Genomic DNA, 21,516 nt, shown 5'->3' on the forward strand with positions numbered 1-21,516 from the left:
GCCGGACTCACCGCCGCCGACCACCCCTTCCTCGGCGCCGCCGTGGAACTCGCCGAGGGCGCGGGCACCCTCTTCACCGGGCGGCTCGCCCTGCGGGAGCACCCATGGCTCACCGGGCACACCGTCGCAGGTGCGACCGTGCTGCCCGCCACGGCCCTGCTCGACCTGGCGCTGCACGCCGGGCGGACCACGGGCGTGCCCGTCGTCGCCGCGCTGGAGCTGCACGCGCCGCTGCTGCCGCATCCCGAGGAAGCCGTCCGTCTCCAGATCACGGTCGCCCCCGCCGGCACCGACGGCGAGCGGGAGATCCGCGTCCACGCCCGCCCCGACACGGCGGCCGAGGCTCCCTGGGTGCTGTACGCCTCCGGAGTCCTCGCCCCGGCCGACGGCACCGGACCGTCCCCTGCGGCGGGCAGCTGGCCCCCGCCCGGCGCGGAGCCGGTCGACCCGGACACGCTCTACCCGGCGCTCGCGGCCCACGGCCTCGCGTACGCGGGTGCCTTCCGCACCGTCACCACGGCGTGGCGCCATCCCGACGGCAGCCTGTCGGCCGAACTCGCCGCTCCCGACGAGGGCGGACGCGACGCGGACCGCCGCTTCGCCGTCCCGCCCGCCGTCCTGGACGCCGCCCTCCACCCCTGGGCCCACGCCGGCCTCCCCGAGGACGGTCGGCCGACCCTGCTGCTGCCGTCCGCCTGGCGCGACGTCAGGCTGTACCCCGGCACGGCCGCCGGGCCGCTGCGGGCGAGGGTGGTCCCCGAGGACGCGGGCCGCGCGGCCGTGACGCTCCACGACGGGACGGGCACCCCGCTGCTGCACGCCGCCGCGCTGGAACTCGCCGAGGTCCCGGCCGAGCGCTTCATCGCGGCGGGCGGCGGCGACCCGCTGCTGGTGCCGGGCACCGCCGTGCTGGCGCTGCCGGCCACGGCCGACCCGGTCGCCGTGGTCGGCGCGCCCCGGCTCGCCAAGGCGCTCGCCGCTTCGGGACGCCCGGTCCGGCCGTACCCGACGCTGCGGCACCTTGCCGCCGACGCCGGGCACCCCGTGCCGCCCTCGGTGCTGCTGCCGCTCCCGGCCGGTCCGGCGGACGCCCCGGTGCCCGACCGGGTCGGGGCCGCCACCGCATGGGCGCTGGCGGCGCTCCAGGAGTGGCTGACCGAGGAGCGGTTCGAGTCCGGCCGCCTTGCCGTACTGCTGCCGGGCGCCGAGCCGGGCACGCCGGAGGCCCTTGCCGCCGCCGCGGTCGGCGGGCTGGTGCGCTCGGCGGCCACCGAGCACCCGGGCCGGGTCCTGCTGGTCGACACGGACCTGCCCGCCGACGACCTCGGGCGGCTGCCGGCCGTCGGGTGGCCCGACGACGAACCGCATGTGCTGGTCCGCGAGGGCCGGCTCCTGGCCCCCCGGCTCGGTCGCTCCGGCCCGGGCACGCCCGGGGCCGGCCGGGCCGCGTCCGGCGCCTTCGGCGACGGCACGGTGATCGTCTCCGGCGCGTCCGGGGCCCTCGCGGCGACCGTCGTGCGCCACCTGGCCGCCGCCCACGGGGTGCGCTCCCTGCTGCTGCTCAGCCGCAGCGGCACGGTGGCCCCGGGGCTGGCCGAGGAGCTGGCCGGGCAGGGCGTACAGGTACTCGCCGCCGCCTGCGACGTGGCCGACCCGCACGCGGTCGAGCGCGCCCTCGGCCTGCTGCCGGCCGGTCTGCCGGTCACCGGGGTGCTGCACGCGGCAGGTGTGCTGGACGACGGGCTCGTCCAGGGGCTGACCTCGGAGCGGGTGGACGCCGTGCTGCGGCCCAAGGTCGGCGGCGCCTGGGCGCTGCACGAGGCCACCAGGGACCTGCCGCTGGCCGCCTTTGTGCTGTTCTCCTCGGTCGCCGGCGTGCTGGGTACCGCAGGGCAGGGTGCCTACGCGGCCGCCAACTCCTTCCTCGACGCGCTGGCCCTGCACCGTCACGCCGAAGGGCTCCCCGCGCTCTCCCTGCCCTGGGGACTCTGGGAGGGCGAGGGTATGGGCAGCGCGCTGGGCGCCGCCGACCGGGCGCGGATCGCCCGGGTGGGCATCGCCCCGCTGCCGCCCGCGAGCGCGCTCACGCAGCTGGACGCAGCGCTGACCGCCGGTCAGCCGGTGGCGGTCGCCGTCCGGCTGGCCGCGCCCGGAGCCGGCGGGCCCGGCTCCGGTCCGGCCGCGGCGCTGCGCGCCCTGCTCCCCGGTACCGGCGCCCCCGCCGGCCGCCCGGCTCCCACCGGCACCGCCGCGACCGCCGGCCAGGACCAGGCGGCCCGGCTCGCCGGGCTCGACCCGGCCGAGCGCGGACGCGCCGTGCTGGACCTGGTGCGCCGCTACGTCGGCGAGGTGCTGGGCCACGCCGACCTCGGGGCCGTGCCGGTCGACCGGGGCCTGCTGGACCTCGGCCTGGACTCGCTGACGGCGGTCGAACTGCGTGGTCGGCTGGGAGGCGCGCTGGGCCTGCGGTTGCCCAGCACCCTCCTGTTCGACCACCCGACCGCCGGCGCCCTGGCCCGCCATCTGGAGGGTCTGCTGACCCCGCAGGCCGACCTGGCGGGCGTCGTGGCGCCGGTGCTCGCCGGGATGGCGGAGCTGGAGTCGGTACTCGCCGGACGGGCTGCTCGCGGCGCCGACGACGGCGAACTCGACCTGCTGGCGGACCGTCTCCAGTCGGTCCTGGAGCGGATACGGGCCGCCCGTGGCGAGAACGCCACCAGGCCCGCCGACCGGCTGGACGGCGTCGATGACGACGAGCTGTTCGACCTGATCGACGGGGAGCTCGGCCTCCAGTGAGGCGTCGCCCCGCCGGCCCCCGGGCCGGCGGGGCGAACGCACCGAAGCCGGGGTGGCAGGTCGGAGGAACCGACCTGCCACCCCGGCTTCGACGCGCGGACGCGACAGGGATCAGCGGGCAGCGGCGGGCGCGAGGCGGCCGCCGAGGAGGGCCAGCAACTCCTCCTGGAGGTGCTCCAGGTAGAAGTGACCGCCGGGGTACACCCGCAGGTCGAAGGAGGACGTCGTGCGGCGGTGCCACGCCGCGGCCTCGCCGGGGGTGACCCACGGGTCGGCGTCCCCGGTGATCGCGAGGACAGGCGCCTCGACGGTGGCGCCCGGAGCGGCCTGGTGGCGGTCCACCGCGGTGAGGTCGGCCCGGACGGCGGGCAGGATCATCTGCAGGGCCTCCTCGTCGGCCAGCAGGCGCGGGTCCGTGCCGCTGAGTTCCCGCAGGTGGGCGGTGAGCGCGGCGTCGTCGACGAGGTGGGCGTACTCCCCGGTGCGGACCGTGGAGGGCGGCCTGCGGCCGGAGACCGCGAGCAGGTCGGGGCCGGGGCCGGTCCGTTCCAGCCGGCGGGTCAGCTCGAAGGCGAGCAGGGCGCCCATACTGTGGCCGAACAGGCCGTAGGGCCGGTCGCCGACCGCCGCACGGACCGCGGGCGCGGCGTGGTCGGCGAGTTCGGCGATGTCCTCCATGGCCTTTTCGCGGTGGCGGTCCTGACGGCCCGGGTACTGGAGCGCGAGCACCTCCAGCTCGGGGCCGGCCGCAGCCGCCCAGGGCCGGAAGACCGAGGCGGAGCCGCCGGCATGTGGCAGGCAGACCAGCCGGACGGGCGCGTCGGGGCGGCGGCGGAAGTGCCGTACCCACAGCGAGGCATCCTCCCGCGCGGTCCCGGTCGCGGCGGGACCGTCCGGCCACGAGCGCTGCGCGGCGTCCATGGTGCTCATGCCGCCTCCCGGTGTCCGGTGCGGGCGTCGCCGGCCGAGCGGCGGGCGACGGTTCGTTCGGTGATACCGGCCCGGCCGTCGAGGTCCGCCGGCTGCTCCGCCCGGTCGGCCCGCGGGGGACCGGCCAGGTCGAGGCGGTGGTCGGCGGCCAGGATCGCGCGCTGCACCTCGCGCAGCGCCCGGCCGGGCTCGATGCCCAGCTCGGCGGTGAGGATGCGGTGCGCCGAGCGGTACACCCGCAGCGCGTCCGCCTGCCGCTCCGAGCGGTACAGCGCGATCATCAGCTGGCGGTGGAACGCCTCGTGCAGCGGGTGCTCGGCGACCAGCGAGTAGAGCCGGCCGATCAGTTCGCGGTGCCGCCCGGAGGCCAGCCCGGCGTCGATGTGCATGCCGACGCACTCCAGCCGGGCCTCCTCGGCCCAGGTGGTGAAGCCCTCCAGGATCGGGCCGGCCCGCAGGTCGCCGAGCGCGGGCCCGCGCCACAGCTCCAGCGCCGCCTCGAAGGCGGCGGCGGCCTCCTCCGGCCTCCCGGCCCGGGCGGCCTTCCGCCCGCTCTGCATCAACTGCTTGAACTCCTCGGAGTCCAGCCGGTCGTGCGGGCCCAGCCGCAGGATGTACCCGGGGGAGCGGGTGGCGATGACACTCTCCGGCCGGTCGGCGTCGGCCAGCAGCTTGCGCAGTTGGGAGATGTAGACGTGGATGGCGGCCAGATGGCGGCGGGGCGGGGCGTCCCCCCAGATCTCATGGGCGAGCTGCGGTATCGGGACCACTTCGTCCGCCCTGACCAGCAGGGTCGCCAGGACGACCTCCATGTTCCGGGCGTTGACGGTCGAGGTGCTGCTCCCGGTGTCGACGCGCAGGCTCCCGAGGATTTCGTATCGCAATGCGGACTCCCTGAGTGTGTGTCGGCCACCTCAGGTTGTCGCGCCGGATCGAGCCGCGCATCAGCGTATTCACGTACACGTAGGGGCCCGGGCCCCGTGCGTACCGGACGTACGTACGGGGCCCATGACCCGGATCACCCCCGGTCGAGGGCCCGCAACTGCGCGGCGAGCGCCAGGCGCTGCGGGAGGCGGTCCCCGGTCATCCGCAGGACGGAGAGCAAGGTCCACAGGCGGGTCTGGGGGAAGTGCCCGGGGGAGCCGTGCACATCGTCGTGCACCCGCAGCCGCAGGCTGCGCACCGAGCGCCGCAGACGCTCGGTGTCCGATGGCGGGATGATCTCGTCGCGGGCGCTGGCGACCAGCGCGACGGGGATGTCCACCGCGCTCAGCCGCCGGTGGTCCAGGGCCAGCGGGGCCAGCTCCTCGAAGACCCGGTCGGGGCCGGTGCGGGCGAGGTGCGCCAGGGTGTCCACGGTGACCCGGGGGACGGTGGCCCGCCAGGCCCGGTCGGTGAAGAAGTCGTGCACCGGCAGGCCCGCGCCGACGATGCCGCGGATCCGGCGGTCGCCCAGCGCGGCGTGCAGGGCCAGGTTGCCGCTGAAGCTCAGCGCCAGCGCGTACGTCCGCGAGGTGTCGGCCCGTCCGGCGACCGCGTCCAGGACGGCGGGCAGCAGCGCGGGCGCCGACAGGTCGTACGGGAGCGGGTTCTCACCCACCCCCGGCATCTCGGTGACCACCCCGGCCAGGCCGAACTCGGCCAGTTGGAGCAGCACCGGCGCCCACTGCTCCTTGAGGCTGATGATCCCGCCGGACATCAGCAGCAGCGGCTTGGGATCCTCCACCGACAGCCCGCCCGCCCAGGCGGCCACCGGGCCCGCGGGCGTCGGCACCTCCAGCCGCTCGATGCCGGGGAAGCCCGACGCCCAGCGGGAGAAGACGGCGCGGGCCCGCTCCTCGGCCTCCCGGCGCGCGGAGCCGGACGGGTACGGGAAGCGGGCCATGGTGTAGAACCGGCCCGCCTCCAGCAGCCTGCCCTCCCGCTCCAGCCGCTCCCCGGCCTCCGTCCAGCCCCGTACCCAGGAGCCCGGGCCGCCGTCGCCGTCGTCGGCCACGCCGTCCAGCACCGCGCCGTACTGCTCCGGGGTGATGCCCTGCGAGGTGGCCTGGGCCACCACGAACTGCTTGAGCTCGGCGAGGTCGTTCGCCGGCGCCTTGCTGGTCACCCTGTGCACTCCGCTCGTCATTCCCGTCCCTGCCTCCATTCCCGTCCCTGCCTCCGCCGTCCGCCCGCGCCGCCCACCCCGCGCCCCGCCCCGCGCCCCGCCCCGCTCACCCGGCGGACCGGGCGTCGGCCGGTGCCCGGTCCGGTGCGCCCGCCGGGGCCGGCCACTCCTCCAGCGCCTCGCGGATCTCGGCCAGCACGTCGGCGGCCTCCGCGCCGTCGATCACCCGGTGGTCGAAGGCCAGGCTGAGCCGCAGCACCGGAGCGGCGACGATCGCGCCGTCGCGTACCACCGGGCGCTCGACGATCCGGCCCACGCCGAGCGTGATCGTGGTGCCGCCCACCGAGTGGAAGCCGTCCACCGGCCGGTGGCCCAGCGAGGTCACCGCGAAGGTGCCGGTGATCAGCGGACGCAGGGTCAGGTCGCGGGCGGCGCGGGCGAACCGCCACCGGGCGCGAAGCCAGGGGGCCGCGTGCAGGGCCCGGATCCCGGCGAACTCCGGCAGTTCGGCCGGATCGCCGTCCCGCACCCGGTCCAGCCGGCGCTGCACCTCGGCGAGCCCCGCCGTGTGGGGGTCGGGCACCACGGTGGAGAGCACCACCCGGGTGCCGTCCAGGGTGCGGTCCAGGGTGATCTTCCCGGCGACCGTGGCGAACCTGGCCAGCCTGGGGCGCAGCCCGCCCCGGTACGCCGCGTTGGCCTCCGGGTGACGGGCCAGCACACCGCCGGCGGCCACCAGGACGTAGCCGGCCACCGAGCGCCGCAGCCCGTCGGCGCGTGCCCGGTCCCGGTCGGCCAGCAGCCTGGTCGCGTCGATCTCGGTGTCCAGGAAGACCGGGGAGAAATCCCGGATCGCCTCCAGGAAGAACAAGGTGTGCCGCCGCTCCCGCGGTGGCGGCGCGAGCTGGGGTGCGCGCCCGGTCGGGCTGCCCATGGGATGCTCCCTCCGTCGTACCAGCAGAGGTGCCGAGCCTGTCGGAACGGGCTAATCGGTGACTGAATCCCGGTGGTCGGTCCGCGACCGGCTACTGTGAAATCCTTGTGTCATCCGCTCAGGTGTGCGCAGTGCGTGGTTACGATCGAACGCAGCCTTGGGCGGATCCGCCAGCTCCGCCGGGCACCGGGGGAGGGATGACCCAGCCGTGATCTCAGTCCGAGACATCTGCATCCGAACCGAAACCGTCCGGCAGACCGAGCACCGTCAACTCCTCGCCGTCCTCGACGACGTGGCCGACGGGCGGGCGTCCGCCGTCGAACTCGCCGGCGACCCGGGCAGCGGCAAGACCCGGCTGCTCGCCGGGCTCGCCGAGACCGCCGCCGGACGCGGCTTCACTGTCCTGAGAGCCCTGGCCGATCCCGCCCAACAGGACCTGCCGGGAAGCCTCTTCATCCAGGTACTGCGCGGCTGGCTCGGGCTCGCCGACCGCGCCGGGCTGCGGGAGGAACTGCTCGCGGTGATCCGCCGCATCGCCGCGTCCGTGGACGACGCCCCAGGATGCCCCACGCCGGAGCGGTTGCGGGCACTCCTCGAACAGCACACCTGCCGCGGACTGCTGATCGTGCTGGACGACGTGCACGCCGCCGACCCGGCGTCACTCGCCCTGCTCGACCGGCTGGTGCGCTGGCCGGTGAGCGCGCCGCTCGCCTTGGTCATCTCCTACCGGCCCCGGCAGGCCCCGGAACGGCTCCGCGCCACACTCGCCCGCGGCAGCCAGCTCGGCACCGTCCGCCGGACCGAACTCGCCCCGCTCGGCCTCACCCAGGCCGCCGACCTGCTCGACCTGAACCCCACCGATCCGCGGCTGCGCATCCTGCACCGGGACGCCCACGGCAACCCGCTCTACCTGCAGGCGCTCGCCCGGATCTGCCCCAGCCGGCAGGCGGGCCGCCCCGACGGCCTGCTCGCCGACCTGCGCGGGCTCCCGCCCGACGCCGGCCTTCCCGATGTGCTCGCCCGCCACCTTGTCACCGAGCTCAGCGTCCTCGACCCGCAGCAGCAGACCGTCCTCGCCGCGGCCTCCGTACTCGGCGACGACATCGACGCCGCCGCGGTCGCCGCCGTCGCCGAGCTCCCCGAGGCGGAGGTCTGCCGGCTGCTCGACGGGCTCCGCCGGGTCGACCTGCTGCGCCCGCTCCCCGGCACCCCGCGCAGCGTCTTCCGGCATCCGCTGGTGCGCTGGCTGGTCTACGACGGCACCGACGCCTGTTGGCGGGAGGCCGCGCACCGCAGGGCGATCGCCATGCTCGCCGCGCGCGGTGCCCCGGCCGAACGGCGCGCGCTGCACACCGAACGGGCCACTCCCGGCCGGGACCCCCAGGACGCGGTGGTCCTCACCGCCGCGGCGCGTGCCGCCCTGCGCGGCGGCGACATCGGGCTGGCCGGGCACTGGCTCTCCACCGCCCTGTCGGCCGTCGACCGCGCCGGCCCGGCGACCGACCCCGACCACCGGGTCGCCCGCGAACTGCTGGACACGGCGGCCAAGCTGGCCGCCCGTACGGGCTCGCGCGCCCTGCTCGCCGAGACGGCGGCCCGGCTCGGCCGGGCGGAGCGCCGGGGTCGCCCCGCCCGGGCGGACCGCGAGGTGCGGGCGGCCGTGCCGGGGCCCGGCGTCACGGCCGCGCCCCGCCCGGCCGGCGCCGGCCGGGCCGTCCGAGCCCTGCCCGCCGCCCGGTCGGAACCCGCAGGCGCCGAGGCGCTCTCCGTGCTCACCGGCCGTGAGCGCGAGATCGCGGAACTGGTCGGTACCGGCCTGCGGACCCGCGAGATCGCCGCCCGCCTCGGCCTCAGCGCCCGCACCGTCGAGGTCCACCTCGCCCGCACCTACCGGAAGCTGGGCATCGGCTCCCGGGCCGCCCTCGTCCGGATGGTCGTGCAGTCGCTGGCCTGACGGGCGGTTCGGGACGCCTGCGGCAGTCGGCGCCCCGAACCGCCCCGGCCCGGCCCGGCCGAACCCGTGCTGAAGTCCTGCTGAAGCCCCCGCTGAAGCGGCCCTGAACGGCGATTGTCCGCGCTTCCGCTCCCCGGCTAGCGTCCCGTGCTGCGCTGCCCCCGCCCGCCGGGGACGGGTGGCAAGGACCATCCCGTCGCCGCGCGGCCGGGGGAGAGCACGGTGGGGATCGTGGATGCCGGTACTGCGCTGCACCTGGCGGTCGCCCTGGACGGGGCACCCGGCGGCGAGCCACCACCCGCCGTGCCCGCGCCGCTGGCGGTCTGGGCGGACCGGGCGGCCGAGGCCGAGCGGGGACTGCTCGACCTGCTGACACTGGACGACTCCCACGCGCCCCCGCCCGGCGCGGGATTCATCCTCGGCGACACCGCCGGGGAAGCCGCCGAACGCTCCCGCGAGGTGGCCCTGCGCCAGGTGACCGCGGCGGTCGCCCTCACCCGGATCGGGCAGCTGTGGGGCGCCGACCTCTCCGGCCGCGACCCCGACGATCCGCCGCCACCGCCCGCCGGGCCGCCCGGCTCACCTGCGGCGGGCCTGTACGCCCGGGCCGCCGCCGAAGGCCTGTCGATCCGCGAACTCGCCATCCGCAGCCTGCTCCGGCACACCTTCGTCGGCACCCCCGCCGAGGTCGCCGCCCGGATCGACGGGAATGCGCAGACCGGCGCCGCCGACGGCTACATCCTGGCCGGGCACCTCAACCCCGTCGGCTTCGACGAGTTCACCGACCGGGTCGTGCCGCATCTCCAGGAGCGCGGGGTGCTGCGCACGGCCTACACCGAGGGGGCCACCTTGCGCGAGAACCTCGGTCTGACCGCCCGGCAGCCCAGCGCCGTGCGGTGACCGCGCCGCCCCGCCCCGGCCCGGCCCTCGCGGCGCTGGCCGCCTGCCAGCTGATGGTGGTGCTGGACGCCAGCGCCGTCAACGTCGCGCTGCCCCGGCTCCGGGAGGACCTCGGATTCACCGACGCGGGGCTGTCCTGGGTGGTCAACGCCTATGTGCTCACCTACGGCGGCCTGCTGCTGCTCGGCGGCCGCTCCGGGGACATCCTGGGCCGCCGGCGGATGTTCCTCGCCGGGATGTGGACCTTCACCGCCGCTTCCCTGCTCGCCGGCGCGGCCCCCGACGGCACCGTCCTGATCGCCGCCCGTGCCCTCCAGGGCGTCGGCGGGGCCATCGCTTCCCCGACCGCGCTCGCCCTGATCGGCACCCTGTTCGACGGCCCTTCCCGGGCGCGGGCGATCGGCGTGTACGGCGCGGTGTCCGGCGTGGGCGGGGCGATCGGCCTGGTGCTGGGCGGAGTGCTCACCGACGCGCTGTCCTGGCGGGCGGTGATGTTCCTGACCGTGCTGCCGGGCGCCGCCGCCGCCCTGCTGGCCCGGCGGCACATCCCCGAATCCCCACGCGCCCCGGGCCGCTTCGATGTGCCGGGCGCGGTGCTGGCCACCCTCGGCTGCTTTGCGCTCACCTATGCCGTCGTGCACGGCGCCGAGCGCGGCTGGACGTCCGCCGGCACCCTGGCGCCGGCCGCCGCCGCGCCGCTGCTGCTGGCGGCCTTCGTCGTGGCCGAGCGCCGGGCCCCGCAGCCGCTGGTGCCGCGCGCGCTGGTGGCCGACCGCCGCCGGGCGGCGGCCAACGCGCTGCTGGCCCTGCTCTCCGCGACCAGTTTCGGCTCCGGCTACCTGCTGACCCAGTACCTCCAGCGCGGCCTCGGCTTGGGCCCGGCGGCGACCGGGCTGGCCTTCCTCCCGTGGAGCGTGCTGGTCTTCGCCGGCGCCCGGCTGGCCGCTCCGCTGGAGGCCCGCGCCGGGCCGCGCGCCGCGCTGCTGGCGGGCAGCGCGGCCACGGTGGCGGGCGCCGCCCTGCTGGCCGGCCGCACCCCCGTCGGTTACGCCGAGGGTGTGCTGCCCGCGCTCTGCCTCTTCGGCCTGGGCATCGGCCTGGCCTTCGCCGCCGTCACCCGGGCCGGTCTGGTCGCGCCGCCGGAGCTCACCGGAGCGGCGGCCGGGCTGCTGAATGTCTCCCAGCGGCTCGGCGGCACGGTCGGCCTGGCCGTGCTGGTGGCCGTCGGTGGGTTCGGCTCCGCCTTTGTGGCCGTCCTGCTCTACACCCTGGCCACGGTCGCGCTCGTGCCGTTCGCCGCCCGGCGGTCGGCCGAGGCGGCACCCGGCGCGCTCCCGGCCCCCGACCCGCCCCCGACACCCGGTCGGCCGGAGCGGCAGCCCTCGCCCGGCCGCCCCTCGGACGTCGCCCGGCGGACGGAATAGCGGGCGGCCCGCCGCTGTTGACCCGTCACCTGCCGCAGAATGCCTGCGGCCGGCCGGGCGGGCCTGCGGCTCGCGGGTGGCAGGTCGGGTGGCAAGTCGGTTGGCAGGTCGGGTGGCATTCGGGTCGGGAGAGGATCGCCGGTGAGGTACGAGGTACTCGGACCGCTCAGAGTCAGCGACGCGAACGGACCCGTCCCGATCACCGCACGCAAGACCGAGACGGTGCTCGCCGTCCTGCTGGCCCGGACGGGCCAGGTCGTCTCGGTGGACGACCTGGTCCGCGAGCTGTGGCCGCAGGGGCCGCCCCCGCGCGCCAGGGACGCGGTGTACGTCTATGTCTCGCAGCTGCGCAAGCTGCTCGCCCGCGGCGGTGAGCCCGAACCGATCATCACCCGCGCCCCGGGCTATGTGCTGTGGACGCTGCCGCAGGCCATCGACTTCCACGCGCTCCAGGAGCACCTGCCGACCGCCCGGGGCATGATGCGCGAGCGCCGCTACGAGGAGGCGTGCGACCTGCTGGAGAAGGTGGTGGCCCTCTGGCGCGGGCCGGTGCTCAACGGTCTCCAGAGCGGGCCCGTGGTGAACGCCTTCGCGGCCTGGCTCCAGGAACTCCAACTGGAGTGCACCGAGCTGCTGGTGGAGTCCAAGCTGATGCTCTCGCGGGATCGCGAGGTGGTCTCCCAGTTGCGCTGTCTGATCCGCGAGCACCCGCTCCAGGAGACCTTCTACGCCCAGCTGATGCTGGCGCTGTGGCGCTCCGGCCGGCAGGCCGACGCGTTGCAGGTCTACCGCTCCGCGCGGGACACCCTGCACCGCGAGCTCGGCCTGGAGCCGGGCTGCTGGCTGCGCAACCTCCAGCGCACCATCCTGGAGGTCCGCGCCTGACCACCGGATCCGGGCACGGTTTGGATGCGGTTTAGCCCTCGTCACCACGCTGGAGCCGGCAGGCCCATCGACGTGAGACGGAGCGAATCCTCGTGAACGATTTTCCCACCCGCCGCCTGGGAGGGCTCGAAGTCGGCGCCCAAGGGCTCGGCGCGCTCGGCCTGAGCGAGTTCTACGGCCCGACCGACCCCGACCAGGCGGTGGCCACCATCCGCCGCGCCCTGGACCTCGGCGTCACGCTGATCGACACGGCCGACGTCTACGGCCACGGGCTGAGCGAGGAGTTGGTCGGCCGCGCCGTCGCCGGCCGCCGTGACGAGGCCGTGGTGGCCACGAAGTTCGGCGTGCTGCGGACCGGCGACGGCATCGGCCAGGCCGTCCGCGGTGACGCCGCCTATGTGAGGCAGGCCGCCGACGCGTCGCTCAAGCGTCTCGGGCTGGACCACATCGACCTCTACTTCCAGGCCAGGGTCGACGGTTCCGTGCCCATCGAGGAGACGGCGGGTGCGCTGGCCGAACTGGTGCAGGCCGGCAAGGTCCGGTACATCGGGCTCTCCGAGGCCGCTCCGGAGACCATCCGCCGTGCGCACGCCGTCCACCCGCTGGCCGCCGTGCAGACCGAGTGGTCGCTGTTCTCCCGCCAGTTGGAGGATGAAGTGGTCCCGACCGCACGCGAGTTGGGCATCGGCATCGTCCCCAACGCGCCGCTCGGGCGTGGCCTGCTCACCGGGCGCTACCGCTCCACCGAGGCCTTCGGGCCCACCGACTTCCGTACGGTGGCGCAGCCGCGCTTCACCCCCGAGAACTTCCCCGGCAACCTCGGCCTGGTCGACCGGCTGGAGCCGCTGGCGATCGAGCTGGGGGTGTCGGTCGGCCAACTCGCCCTGGCGTGGGTGCAGCACCGAGGGGAGGACGTCGTCCCCATCCCGGGCACCCGCCGCATCGACCACCTGGAGGAGAACCTGGCGGCCGCCACACTCTCGCTGGGCCCCGAGGAGCTGGCCGCAATCGAGGCGGCGGTCCCCGCCGGCGAGGTCGCGGGTGCCCGGCTGACCGACTTCAGCCTGCGGTTCGTCGACCTCTGACGCCGGTCCCGGGCAGGTTGGAGCGCCGGCAGGGCCTCGGGCCCGGCCGGCGCTCCAACCTGCCCGGGGCAGGGAGGTCTCGGGGTGGAGGTACAGGCGGCGGGCGACGGCGGGTTCGCTGGGCGCGGCGGCGGCGTTTAGGGGCTTGGCAGGGGTGCTTTAGACGGGCGGCGGAGGCTGGCCGACGACCGTGCACCGGTCGTCCGTCGTCCCGTCCACCTCGCACGTGAAGGATTCGCCATGTCCGAGCGCACTGCTCAATCGGCCGCGTTCTCCCGCTTGCCGTCCCTCACCGGGCTGCGGTTCGTCGCCGCCCTGCTGGTCTTCTTCACCCATCTGTCCGTGGAGGGCTACCTGGCTCCCGGCCCGGCCTCCGCGGTGTTCCGCTACGCCTTCGGCCTGGGCTGGGTGGGGGTGGAGTTCTTCTTCGTCCTCAGCGGGTTCGTGCTGACCTGGTCGGCCCGGCAGGATGACAGCAGACCCCGGTTCTGGCGCCGCCGGCTGGTGAAGATCTTCCCGACCCATCTGCTGACCTGGCTGGCCGCGCTGCTGCTGGCGCTCTGGGCCGGCGAGGCGCTGACGGGCGGCCGGGTGCTGCCGAGCCTCTTCCTGGTGCACGCCTGGGTGCCCGACCTGGACGTCATGCGGGCCGTCAACCTGCCCAGCTGGTCGCTCAGTTGCGAGCTGGCCTTCTACCTGGCGTTCCCCTGGCTGCGGGCGCTGACCGACCGGATCCGCGCGGACCGGCTCTGGGCCTGGGTGCTGGGCCTCACGGCCTTGATCGTGCTGCTGCCGTTCGCGGACGACGCGTTTGTGCCGGGGAGCCCGCAGCTGCCCGGGATGGAGATGTCCCTGGTGCAGAACTGGTTCCTGGTGGCCCTGCCCGCCGTGCGGGCGCTGGACTTCGTGCTCGGCATCCTGCTGGCGAGGATCGTGCTGGCGGGCCGCTGGATCCCGCTCGGGCTGCCCGGGGCGGCGGTCCTGGTGGCGGCCGGTACGGCCCTCCAGCTCGCCCTGGTGCCGACGGTGTACGGGTTCACCGCGACCGTTGCCCTGCCGCTCGCACTGCTGGTCGCCGCGGCCGCGCAGGCCGATGCCACCGGCAAGGCGTCGCCGTTCCGCAGCCGCACCGCCGTCCGGCTGGGGGAGATCTCCTTCGCCTTCTACATGACGCACCACCTGGTGCTGCACTACGTCCGGGTGGCTCTGGGCGCGACCCGCGTGTGGGGCGTGCCGGAGGTGGTCGGGCTGGGTGCGGTGCTGCTGGTGGCGACGATCGGGGTGTCCTGGCTGTCGTACCGGTTCGTGGAGCTTCCCGCCGTACGCCGGTGGAGCGACCCGGTCCGTCCGGGCCGGCCGGAGTCGGTGCGGGTCACTGCGGTGTCCGGGACCTCGGCGCCGAACTGACCGCCGGGCGCCTGCCGCAGCCCGCGCGCCCGGTCCCGGGCCGGGCGGCCGTACCCCTCGGGGTGCGGCCGCTTCGGCCCGGGACCGGGCGGCGGCCGGTCAGGACAACACCGTCGTCGTGCTCTCCTGGGCGGGGCTCTCCGTCGGCGCCGCGGCGGCCACCGGCTTCGGCCGGCCGGGCAGCGCGAGGCCGACCGCCACGATCACCGCGGTGATCGCCAGCTCCCACCAGAAGGTGGTGGAGTAGGCGTTCCGCACGGACTGGCCGTTGGCGATCCCGCGCTGGATGAGCAGCGCCACCAGGGCCACGCCGAAGGACCCGCCGACCTGGTTCAGCGACAGCATGGTGCTGGTCGCACCGGAGGTCTTCTCCAGCGGCACGGTGCGGTAGAGCGAGGCCAGCGTCGGCGCACCGACGCAGCCCAGGCCGAGGCCGGCGACGACCGCGTACAGGCCGAGCAGCACCTGGTTGGTGGAGGCGTCGGAGAGTGCGTTGCCGAGGATGCCGAGCACCACCAGGGTGGCACCGAGCGGCACGAGCAGGTTGGCGCCGATCCTGTCGCTCAGCCGGCCCGCCAGCGGCATGCCGAGGAAGGTGCCGACGCCGAAGGGCGCCAGCAGCAGACCGCTGGCCATCAGGCTCTGGCCGTGCACCTGCTGCTGGTAGAGCGGCAGCAGCACATAGAGCGAGAAGACCGCCGCGCCGGTGAGGGCCATCGCGATCACGGCGGCGGTGAAGCCGCGGCTGGCGAACAGCCGGACGTCGATCAGCGGCTGGCGGCGGGTGGTGAGCGCGTGCACCACGAACCCGGCGACCAGGGCCGCGCCGAGGAGCAGCGAGACGATCACCGTGGTGGAGCCGAAGCCCTGGTGCGCGCTCTGCGACAGGCCGTAGACGAGGACCGCGAAGCCGGGGCTGAGCAGCAGGGTGCCGAGCACGTCGAAGGTGGCGCGGTCGCCCGCGGCCGGGGCGTCGGCGGGTACCACCTTCACCGAGAACACCAGCGCCGTCACCACGATCGGCACATTCACCAGGAACAGCCAGCTCCAGTGCAGGTTGTCCGCGATGACGCCGCCGAGGATCGGGCCGATCACCGGGCCCAGCGTCATCGGCAGGGCCAGCAGGCCCATCACCCTGCCCAGCCGGGCGGGCCCTGCGGCACGCGCGGTGAGCGTCATCATCACCGGTTCGATGATGCCGGCGGCCACGCCTTGCAGGATGCGGAAGACGATCAGCGAACCGATGTTCCAGGACAGCGCCGAGCCGATCGCGGTGAGGGTGTAGATCACCAGGCCGATCAGCCAGACCCGTTTGCCGCCGAAGTGGTCCACGGCCCAGCCGGTCACCGGGATGGTGGCGGCCACGGCCAGCAGGTAGCCGGTGATGACCCACTCGGCGGTGGTCAGCGTGGTGTCGAAGTTCTGGGCCAGGGGGCTGAGTCCGACGCCGACGATGGTCGCGTTGAGTGTCGCGGTGACGGACGCCAGCGCCATGACGATGATCAGCTTCACCAGGGGGCCGTCGAGCCGGTCCTCGGCTGATTGACTCATTTCGGTCCTTCGGGCAGGAGGGAAGGAAAGTCGGGGAACGGGCGCGGTCGTCGCGGCCCACGCCTGCGGAATGCGACGAGCGGTCGCAGCGGCGTACCGAAAGAGCGTATAAACAATTCCCGGTCCAGGGCCATCGGTCCTTAGAATTGCTTAAGGCCGCCGACCCGAATATCGGATCGGCGGCCTTCGCCGGGCGCCGGACGGGCAGTCAGGCGCCCATGACCTGCGGGTTCTCCGAAGGGGTCCGGCCCGGAAGGGTTTCCGGGGGCTTTAGGTCGAGTGCGGTGCGGCGGTGTCCAGCGTCAGGGCGTGGGCCGGGCAGAGCTGCTGGGCCAGCCGCAGGTCCTTTTCCAGGCGGGCGTCGGGCTCCTGCTCCAGTACGTGCACCAGGCCGTCGTCGTCGTGCTCGAAGACCTCCGGCGCGGTCAGGACGCACAGGCCCGCGCCGATGCAGCGGTCGCGGTCGGCGGTGATCAGCATGTCCGCCCCCTCACCAGGCCACCGGCAGGCGTTCCACGCTCTGCATGGTGCCGGTCCGGCGCATCCGCAGCTCCTCGGCCGGCACCGCCAGCCGCAGTCCCGGCAGCCGCCGTACGAGCGTCTCGAAGGCGATCTCCAGCTGGAGCCGGGCGAGGTTCTGACCGAGGCACTGGTGGATCCCGTAGCCGAAGGTCACATGCTGGCGGCTGCCCCGGGAGATGTCGAAGGCATACGGGTCCTCGTGCACCCGCTCGTCCCGGTTGACCATGGTCGAGGAGATCACCAGGCCGTCGCCGGCCTTGAGCACATGGCCGTCGATCTCGATGTCGGCCGTGATCCAGCGGACCCCGGCGAAGTCCGTCACCGCCGTGATCCGCAGCAGTTCCTCGATCGCGGTGACCGCCGGCACCTCGCCCGAGCGCAGCGCCGCCAGCTGCTCGGGGTGGTCCAGCAGGGCCAGCACGCCGAGCGGGATCATCGAGGAGGTGGTCTCCAGGCCGGCGATCAGCAGCACCATGGTCAGCTGCACGACCTCGTCGTGCGAGAGCTCGCCGGTGTCGACGTGCTCCACCAGCCGGCCCACCAGGCTCTCGCCGCGCTCCGCCTCCTGCGCCGTCACCAGCCGGTCGAGGTAGCGCACCAGCTCGGCCGCGGCGGCCTCGGTGCCGGCCGGGTCCTTGCCCTGCATGATGCCGGCGGTGGCGGCCTGGAAGAACGCGTGGTCCTCGTAGGGGATCCCCAGCAGCGCCGACATCACCAGCGACGGGATCGGGGCCGCGAAGTGCTCCACCAGGTCGGCGGGCGGACCGAGCTCCTCGATGCCGTCGATCAGGCCGTTCACGATCCGCTCGATGTCCGGCCGCAGCGCACGCGCGTGCTTCAGGCTGAACTCCGGGTTGAGCAGCCGGCGGTGGTGGTTGTGCAGCGGCGGGTCCTCGCCCACCAGGACCAGCTTGCGGGCCGCCGGGGCGCCCAGGTGCGGGGCCATCGTGGGATACTCGTCGTAACTGCGGTCGGACGACAGGCGTTCGTCCGCCAGCAGGCGGCGGCCCTCCTCATAGCCGGTGATCAGCCACACCTGGCGGCCGTCCCACAGGGTGACCTTGTTGATCGGGCCGCGTTCGCTGATCTCGCGGTACACGTCCGGGGGCTGGTACGGGCACGTACGGCGCACCGGGAACGACGGTGCTTCGACGGAACTGACGGACAACGCGGCCTCCGAGCGGATGTTCCCGGAATGACCACCGGGAAGAAGTCGGGTATCTCCGGCGCATGCTAGTTCTGTTGCCGGGAAAGGGGCCACGCCCCTCCTGGTCGGCATTAACCGGGGCATTGTCGCCGCTTTAGCGGGTGGTTCAGCACGGGCGCCGGGGCGGTTTAGAGGGGATGTCGGGCCGATTTAGCTGCGCTGCCTAGGGTGATCACGCGCTGCTTTCCGGCGCCTCAGGAATATCCGCGAACGGAGTTGTGGCATGGCATCGATCACCCTTCCCGGCCCGCTGGGCACCGCCGCCGACACCTTGCGGGGCTGGCTGCTCGCCCGGCTGGCGGTGCCGCCGTTCGGCCCGACGGAACCCGCTCCCGCCGTCGGCGAGCCCGAGAACCTGCTGTACCTCACCGACCTGGTCGAGACGCTGGTCAGCTATGACTCCAACAACCCGGACTTCGACGGCGCCACCCCCACGCTCGACGACCGCGCCCACGTCCGCTACGAACTGCGCGACCGGGACGGCGTGCTGCTCGGAGCCACCGAGGGCATCGGCCGGATGCTGCGCAAGGGCCCGGAGGGCAACTTCCTGGCGTACTTCTCCGAGTGGATCCGGCTGCTGGACGGCACCGTCATCCGCACCGGCGGGGTCGTCGACGACGCCCGGCTCACCGCCGGCGAGCAGCAGACCATCAAGGCCGTCGCGGTGGCGGGCCCGCTGCGCGGCGCCATCGGCTTCCGGCAGTTCCGCCCGGTGGAGACCCACAAGTCGTACGCCTCCGCGATCATCCTCTACCGCCGCTGAGCCGGCGTCGGCCGCGAGCCCGCCCACCGTGCCCGCCGGGCCACCCGCACGACCGGGCCGTCCGCACGACCGGGCCGCCCGCACGACCGAGCCACGACACCGGGAGCAGACCGTATGGACCCCGCAGAGATCCGCATCCTGGCGGCCGGCACCGCACTGCCCGGCCCGCCCATCGACAACGCCACCCTGGGCCGCCGCTTCGGCATGGACGCGCTCTGGGAGCAGTGGGTGGACGTCTTCATCGGCACCCGCTCCCGCCACCTCGCCCTCGATCTGGAGACCGGCGAGCAGCGCGACACCCTCGCCGACCTGGGGGAGCGGGCCGGCCGTCACGCCCTGGCCACGGCCGGCACCGACCCCGCCGAGATCGACCTCGTCATCCTCGGCACCGCCACCCCCGACTCCCTCATGCCCGCCACCGTGAACCAGATCGCCGACCGGCTCGGCATCGACGGGGTGGCCACCTACCAGCTCCAGTCCGGCTGCTCCGGTGCGGTACAGGCCCTCGACCTGGCCCGGCAACTGCTCTCCACCGGCCGCCACCGTACGGCCCTGGTGCTGGGCGGGGACGTCATCGCCAAGCACTACGACCTCTCGGTCGATCTGCACACCGTCCCGCCGGCCGAACTGGTCAACTACGTGCTGTTCGGCGACGCCGCAGGGGCCGCGGTGCTCAGCGGCGATCCGGCTGCCGGCCGGACCGCCGTGCGGACCTCCTTCGTCCAACTCGTCGGGCTGGGACGGCCACCGGGCCAGGTCCTGGAGTGGTTCGGACCGGTCGACCGGCACAGCGACCGGCCGTCGGCCCGGGAGGACTACAAGGCGATCGAGGAGTCCGTCCCGGAGCTGTCCGAGGAGATCCTGCACCGGCTGCTCGGGGACCTCGGCTGGAAGGCCGCCGAGCTGACCCACCTGCTGCCACCGCAGCTCTCCACCCAGATGACGAAGCGGATCGTCGAACGGCTGGCGCTGAGCGGCGCCGAGGAGATCAGCTGCGTCGGCGACACCGCCAACACCGGCAACGCACTGGTCTTCTTCCAACTGGAGCAGCTGCTTCCACGGCTCGTCCCCGGCGACCGGGTGGCCGCCATCGCGGTCGAGTCCAGCAAGTGGATCAAGTCCGGGTTCGCCCTGGAACACGTCTGACCGCCTGACCGGTCCGACCCGCACCATCCCGGCAACCCCAGCCCCACCGGCCGCACCCCGTCACCGCGAACTCCCGAAGGGCAGAGCACGCATGTCGAACGACGAGAAGCTCCGCGACTACCTCAAGCGCGTCACGGCCAACCTGCAGGACACCCGCCTGCGCCTTCAGGAGGCCGAGGCCAGGTACACGGAGCCGATCGCCATCATCGGCATGGCGTGCCGCTACCCGGGGGGTGTCGCCTCGCCGGAGGACCTGTGGCGGCTGGTGGCCGAGGGTCGTGAGGCGCTGTCGGAGTTCCCGTCGGACCGGGGCTGGGACCTCGACGGGCTCTATGACCCTGACCCGGAGCACACCGGCACCGCGTACACCCGGCACGGCGGATTCCTCACCGGCGCCGCCGACTTCGACGCCGAGTTCTTCGGTATCAGCCCCCGCGAGAGCAGCACCATCGACCCGCAGCAGCGGCTCCTGCTGGAAACGGCCTGGGAGGCGATGGAGAGCGCCGGCCTGGACCCGGCATCGCTGCGCGCCACCCCGGTCGGCGTCTTCACCGGAATCATGTACAACGACTACGGCTCCCGCCTCAACCCGCTGCCCGCAGCGGTCGAGGGGCAGATCGGCATCGGCAGCGCGCCGAGCATCGCCTCTGGTCGGATCGCCTACACCTACGGCTTCGAGGGCCCGGCGGTGACGATCGACACCGCCTGCTCCTCCTCGCTGGTCGCCCTGCACCTGGCCGCGCAGGCACTGCGCTCCGGCGAGTGCACGCTCGCCCTCGCGGGCGGTGCCACCGTGATGTCCACCCCCAACACCTTCGTGGAGTTCAGCCGTCAGCGCGGCCTCTCCCCGGACGGCCGCTGCAAGGCGTTCTCCGCCGACGCGGACGGCACCGGCTGGGGCGAGGGCGCGGCGCTGCTGCTGGTGGAGCGGCTGTCGGACGCGCAGGCCAACGGGCACCCCGTCCTCGCGGTGGTGCGGGGGTCGGCCGTCAACCAGGACGGCACCAGCAGCCAGCTCTCGGCCCCGCACGGTCCTTCGCAGGAGCGGGTGATCCGGGCGGCGCTGGCGTCGGCCGGGCTGACCACGGCGGATGTGGACGCGGTGGAGGCGCATGGGACGGGCACCCGGCTGGGCGACCCGATCGAGGCGCAGGCGCTGCTGTCGACGTATGGGCAGGGGCGGCCTGCGGGGCGGCCGTTGTGGCTGGGCTCGATCAAGTCGAACATCGGGCATGCGCAGGCGGCGGCCGGCGTGGCCGGTGTGATCAAGGTGGTGCAGGCACTGCGGCACGAGCTGCTGCCGGCGACATTGCATGTGGCTGAGCCGACCGGCGAGGTCGCCTGGGAGGCAGGCGCCGTCGAACTGCTCCGCGAGCCCGTGGAGTGGCCGGACACCGTCGGAAAGCCGCGTCGGGCCGGTGTCTCCGCCTTCGGCATCAGCGGCACCAACGCCCACGTGATCCTCGAACAGGCCCCCGCGACCGTGCCGCCTGCCGCTGTCGCTGTCGCTGTCGCTGCTGATGCCGATGCCAATGCCGCTGCCGCTGCCGAGCCGGCAGCGACGCCGACGCTGGGTGGGCTTGTCGCCCCGGTGGTGGTGTCGGGTCGGTCGGAGGTGGCGTTGGGTGTGGCGGCGGGTCGGTTGGCGGGGTGGTTGGAGGGTGGGGGTTCGGGTGTGGGGTTGTCGGAGGTGGCGGGGTGGTCGGTGGTGCGGGGGTGCGGCATGGGTTCGGTGCTGCGGTGGTGTCGGGTGATCGTGGTGAGGTGATTGCGGGGTTGCGGGCGTTGGCGTCGGGGGTGGGGCATCCGGCGGTGGTGTCGGGGCGTGGGGTGTCGGGGCCGGGTCGGGTGGTGCTGGTGTTTCCGGGTCAGGGTTCGCAGTGGGTGGGGATGGGTGCGGCGTTG

At 74.5% G+C, this 21,516-nt stretch carries 17 protein-coding genes; 10 read left to right on the plus strand and 7 right to left on the minus strand.

All coding sequences use genetic code 11. The annotated features are described in order from the left end of the window. Positions 1 to 42 precede the first annotated feature (42 nt). Positions 43 to 2,796 (plus strand): SDR family NAD(P)-dependent oxidoreductase, encoded by a 2,754-nt coding sequence (locus tag C7M71_RS32180; RefSeq protein WP_456107180.1) that lies wholly within the window; start codon positions 43 to 45, stop codon positions 2,794 to 2,796. Positions 2,797 to 2,907: 111 nt separating this feature from the next. Here C7M71_RS32180 and C7M71_RS25230 read toward each other — a convergent pair whose 3' ends face one another. From C7M71_RS25230 to C7M71_RS25245, 4 genes are all read right to left on the minus strand, one after another. After that, positions 2,908 to 3,726 (minus strand): thioesterase II family protein, encoded by an 819-nt coding sequence (locus C7M71_RS25230; RefSeq protein WP_229758898.1) that lies wholly within the window; start codon positions 3,724 to 3,726, stop codon positions 2,908 to 2,910. Next, positions 3,723 to 4,610 carry an AfsR/SARP family transcriptional regulator gene (locus C7M71_RS25235; RefSeq protein ID WP_111494370.1) on the minus strand — a complete coding sequence of 296 codons (888 nt, stop codon included), beginning with the start codon at positions 4,608 to 4,610 and terminating at the stop codon, positions 3,723 to 3,725. Before C7M71_RS25235 ends, C7M71_RS25230 begins: the two co-directional genes overlap by 4 nt. A 134-nt stretch (positions 4,611 to 4,744) precedes the next feature. Beyond that, complete coding sequence (locus C7M71_RS25240; protein ID WP_229758899.1) at positions 4,745 to 5,833, minus strand: alpha/beta hydrolase; 1,089 nt, start codon at positions 5,831 to 5,833, stop codon at positions 4,745 to 4,747. A gap of 106 nt (positions 5,834 to 5,939) precedes the next feature. Then, positions 5,940 to 6,767 (minus strand): 2-oxo acid dehydrogenase subunit E2, encoded by an 828-nt coding sequence (locus C7M71_RS25245; protein ID WP_111494374.1) that lies wholly within the window; start codon positions 6,765 to 6,767, stop codon positions 5,940 to 5,942. A 208-nt stretch (positions 6,768 to 6,975) separates the two neighbouring features. Between C7M71_RS25245 and C7M71_RS25250 the strand changes: the two genes are divergently transcribed. The 6 genes from C7M71_RS25250 (at position 6,976) to C7M71_RS25275 (ending at position 14,422) form a co-directional block, all read left to right on the plus strand. Continuing rightward, on the plus strand, positions 6,976 to 8,721 hold the full coding sequence (locus C7M71_RS25250; protein WP_162824358.1) for a helix-turn-helix transcriptional regulator: 1,746 nt from the start codon (positions 6,976 to 6,978) through the stop codon (positions 8,719 to 8,721). Positions 8,722 to 8,952: 231 nt separating this feature from the next. Beyond that, positions 8,953 to 9,621 carry an LLM class oxidoreductase gene (locus tag C7M71_RS25255; protein ID WP_162824359.1) on the plus strand — a complete coding sequence of 223 codons (669 nt, stop codon included), beginning with the start codon at positions 8,953 to 8,955 and terminating at the stop codon, positions 9,619 to 9,621. Beyond that, on the plus strand, positions 9,618 to 11,045 hold the full coding sequence (locus C7M71_RS25260) for an MFS transporter (protein WP_114914554.1): 1,428 nt from the start codon (positions 9,618 to 9,620) through the stop codon (positions 11,043 to 11,045). The genes C7M71_RS25255 and C7M71_RS25260 overlap by 4 nt, the downstream gene beginning before the upstream one ends. A gap of 141 nt (positions 11,046 to 11,186) precedes the next feature. Next, a complete protein-coding gene (locus C7M71_RS25265; protein ID WP_229758900.1) occupies positions 11,187 to 11,930 on the plus strand; it encodes an AfsR/SARP family transcriptional regulator in 744 nt (247 codons plus the stop codon). A gap of 92 nt (positions 11,931 to 12,022) precedes the next feature. Then, positions 12,023 to 13,015, plus strand: a complete 993-nt coding sequence (locus C7M71_RS25270) for an aldo/keto reductase (RefSeq protein ID WP_111492774.1) — start codon at positions 12,023 to 12,025, stop codon at positions 13,013 to 13,015. A gap of 240 nt (positions 13,016 to 13,255) precedes the next feature. Continuing rightward, the gene (locus C7M71_RS25275) at positions 13,256 to 14,422 is read left to right on the plus strand and encodes an acyltransferase family protein (RefSeq protein ID WP_111492775.1); all 1,167 of its coding nucleotides are present in this window, start codon (positions 13,256 to 13,258) and stop codon (positions 14,420 to 14,422) included. 99 nt (positions 14,423 to 14,521) lie between these two features. Here the strand turns inward: C7M71_RS25275 and C7M71_RS25280 are convergent, their stop codons facing one another. The 3 genes from C7M71_RS25280 to C7M71_RS25290 all read right to left on the minus strand — a co-directional run bounded on the left by C7M71_RS25280 (position 14,522) and on the right by C7M71_RS25290 (position 17,663). After that, the gene (locus C7M71_RS25280; RefSeq protein ID WP_111492776.1) at positions 14,522 to 15,973 is read right to left on the minus strand and encodes a DHA2 family efflux MFS transporter permease subunit; all 1,452 of its coding nucleotides are present in this window, start codon (positions 15,971 to 15,973) and stop codon (positions 14,522 to 14,524) included. A gap of 270 nt (positions 15,974 to 16,243) precedes the next feature. After that, positions 16,244 to 16,453: a ferredoxin gene (locus C7M71_RS25285; RefSeq protein ID WP_111492777.1), complete on the minus strand. Its 210-nt coding sequence runs from the start codon at positions 16,451 to 16,453 to the stop codon at positions 16,244 to 16,246. A 10-nt stretch (positions 16,454 to 16,463) separates the two neighbouring features. Continuing rightward, positions 16,464 to 17,663: a cytochrome P450 gene (locus C7M71_RS25290; protein ID WP_229758901.1), complete on the minus strand. Its 1,200-nt coding sequence runs from the start codon at positions 17,661 to 17,663 to the stop codon at positions 16,464 to 16,466. Positions 17,664 to 17,925: 262 nt separating this feature from the next. On the opposite strand from C7M71_RS25290, the gene C7M71_RS25295 reads away from it, so the two are divergent. The 3 genes from C7M71_RS25295 to C7M71_RS25305 all read left to right on the plus strand — a co-directional run bounded on the left by C7M71_RS25295 (position 17,926) and on the right by C7M71_RS25305 (position 21,379). Further along, positions 17,926 to 18,465 carry an allene oxide cyclase barrel-like domain-containing protein gene (locus C7M71_RS25295; protein ID WP_229758902.1) on the plus strand — a complete coding sequence of 180 codons (540 nt, stop codon included), beginning with the start codon at positions 17,926 to 17,928 and terminating at the stop codon, positions 18,463 to 18,465. A gap of 114 nt (positions 18,466 to 18,579) precedes the next feature. Then, positions 18,580 to 19,611, plus strand: coding sequence for a 3-oxoacyl-ACP synthase III family protein (locus C7M71_RS25300; RefSeq protein WP_111492779.1), 1,032 nt, complete (start codon positions 18,580 to 18,582; stop codon positions 19,609 to 19,611). A gap of 91 nt (positions 19,612 to 19,702) precedes the next feature. Next, positions 19,703 to 21,379: a type I polyketide synthase gene (locus C7M71_RS25305; RefSeq protein WP_114914555.1), complete on the plus strand. Its 1,677-nt coding sequence runs from the start codon at positions 19,703 to 19,705 to the stop codon at positions 21,377 to 21,379. Positions 21,380 to 21,516 lie beyond the last annotated feature (137 nt).

Origin of the sequence: Peterkaempfera bronchialis (assembly GCF_003258605.2) — a bacterium.
Lineage (GTDB): Bacteria > Actinomycetota > Actinomycetes > Streptomycetales > Streptomycetaceae > Peterkaempfera > Peterkaempfera bronchialis.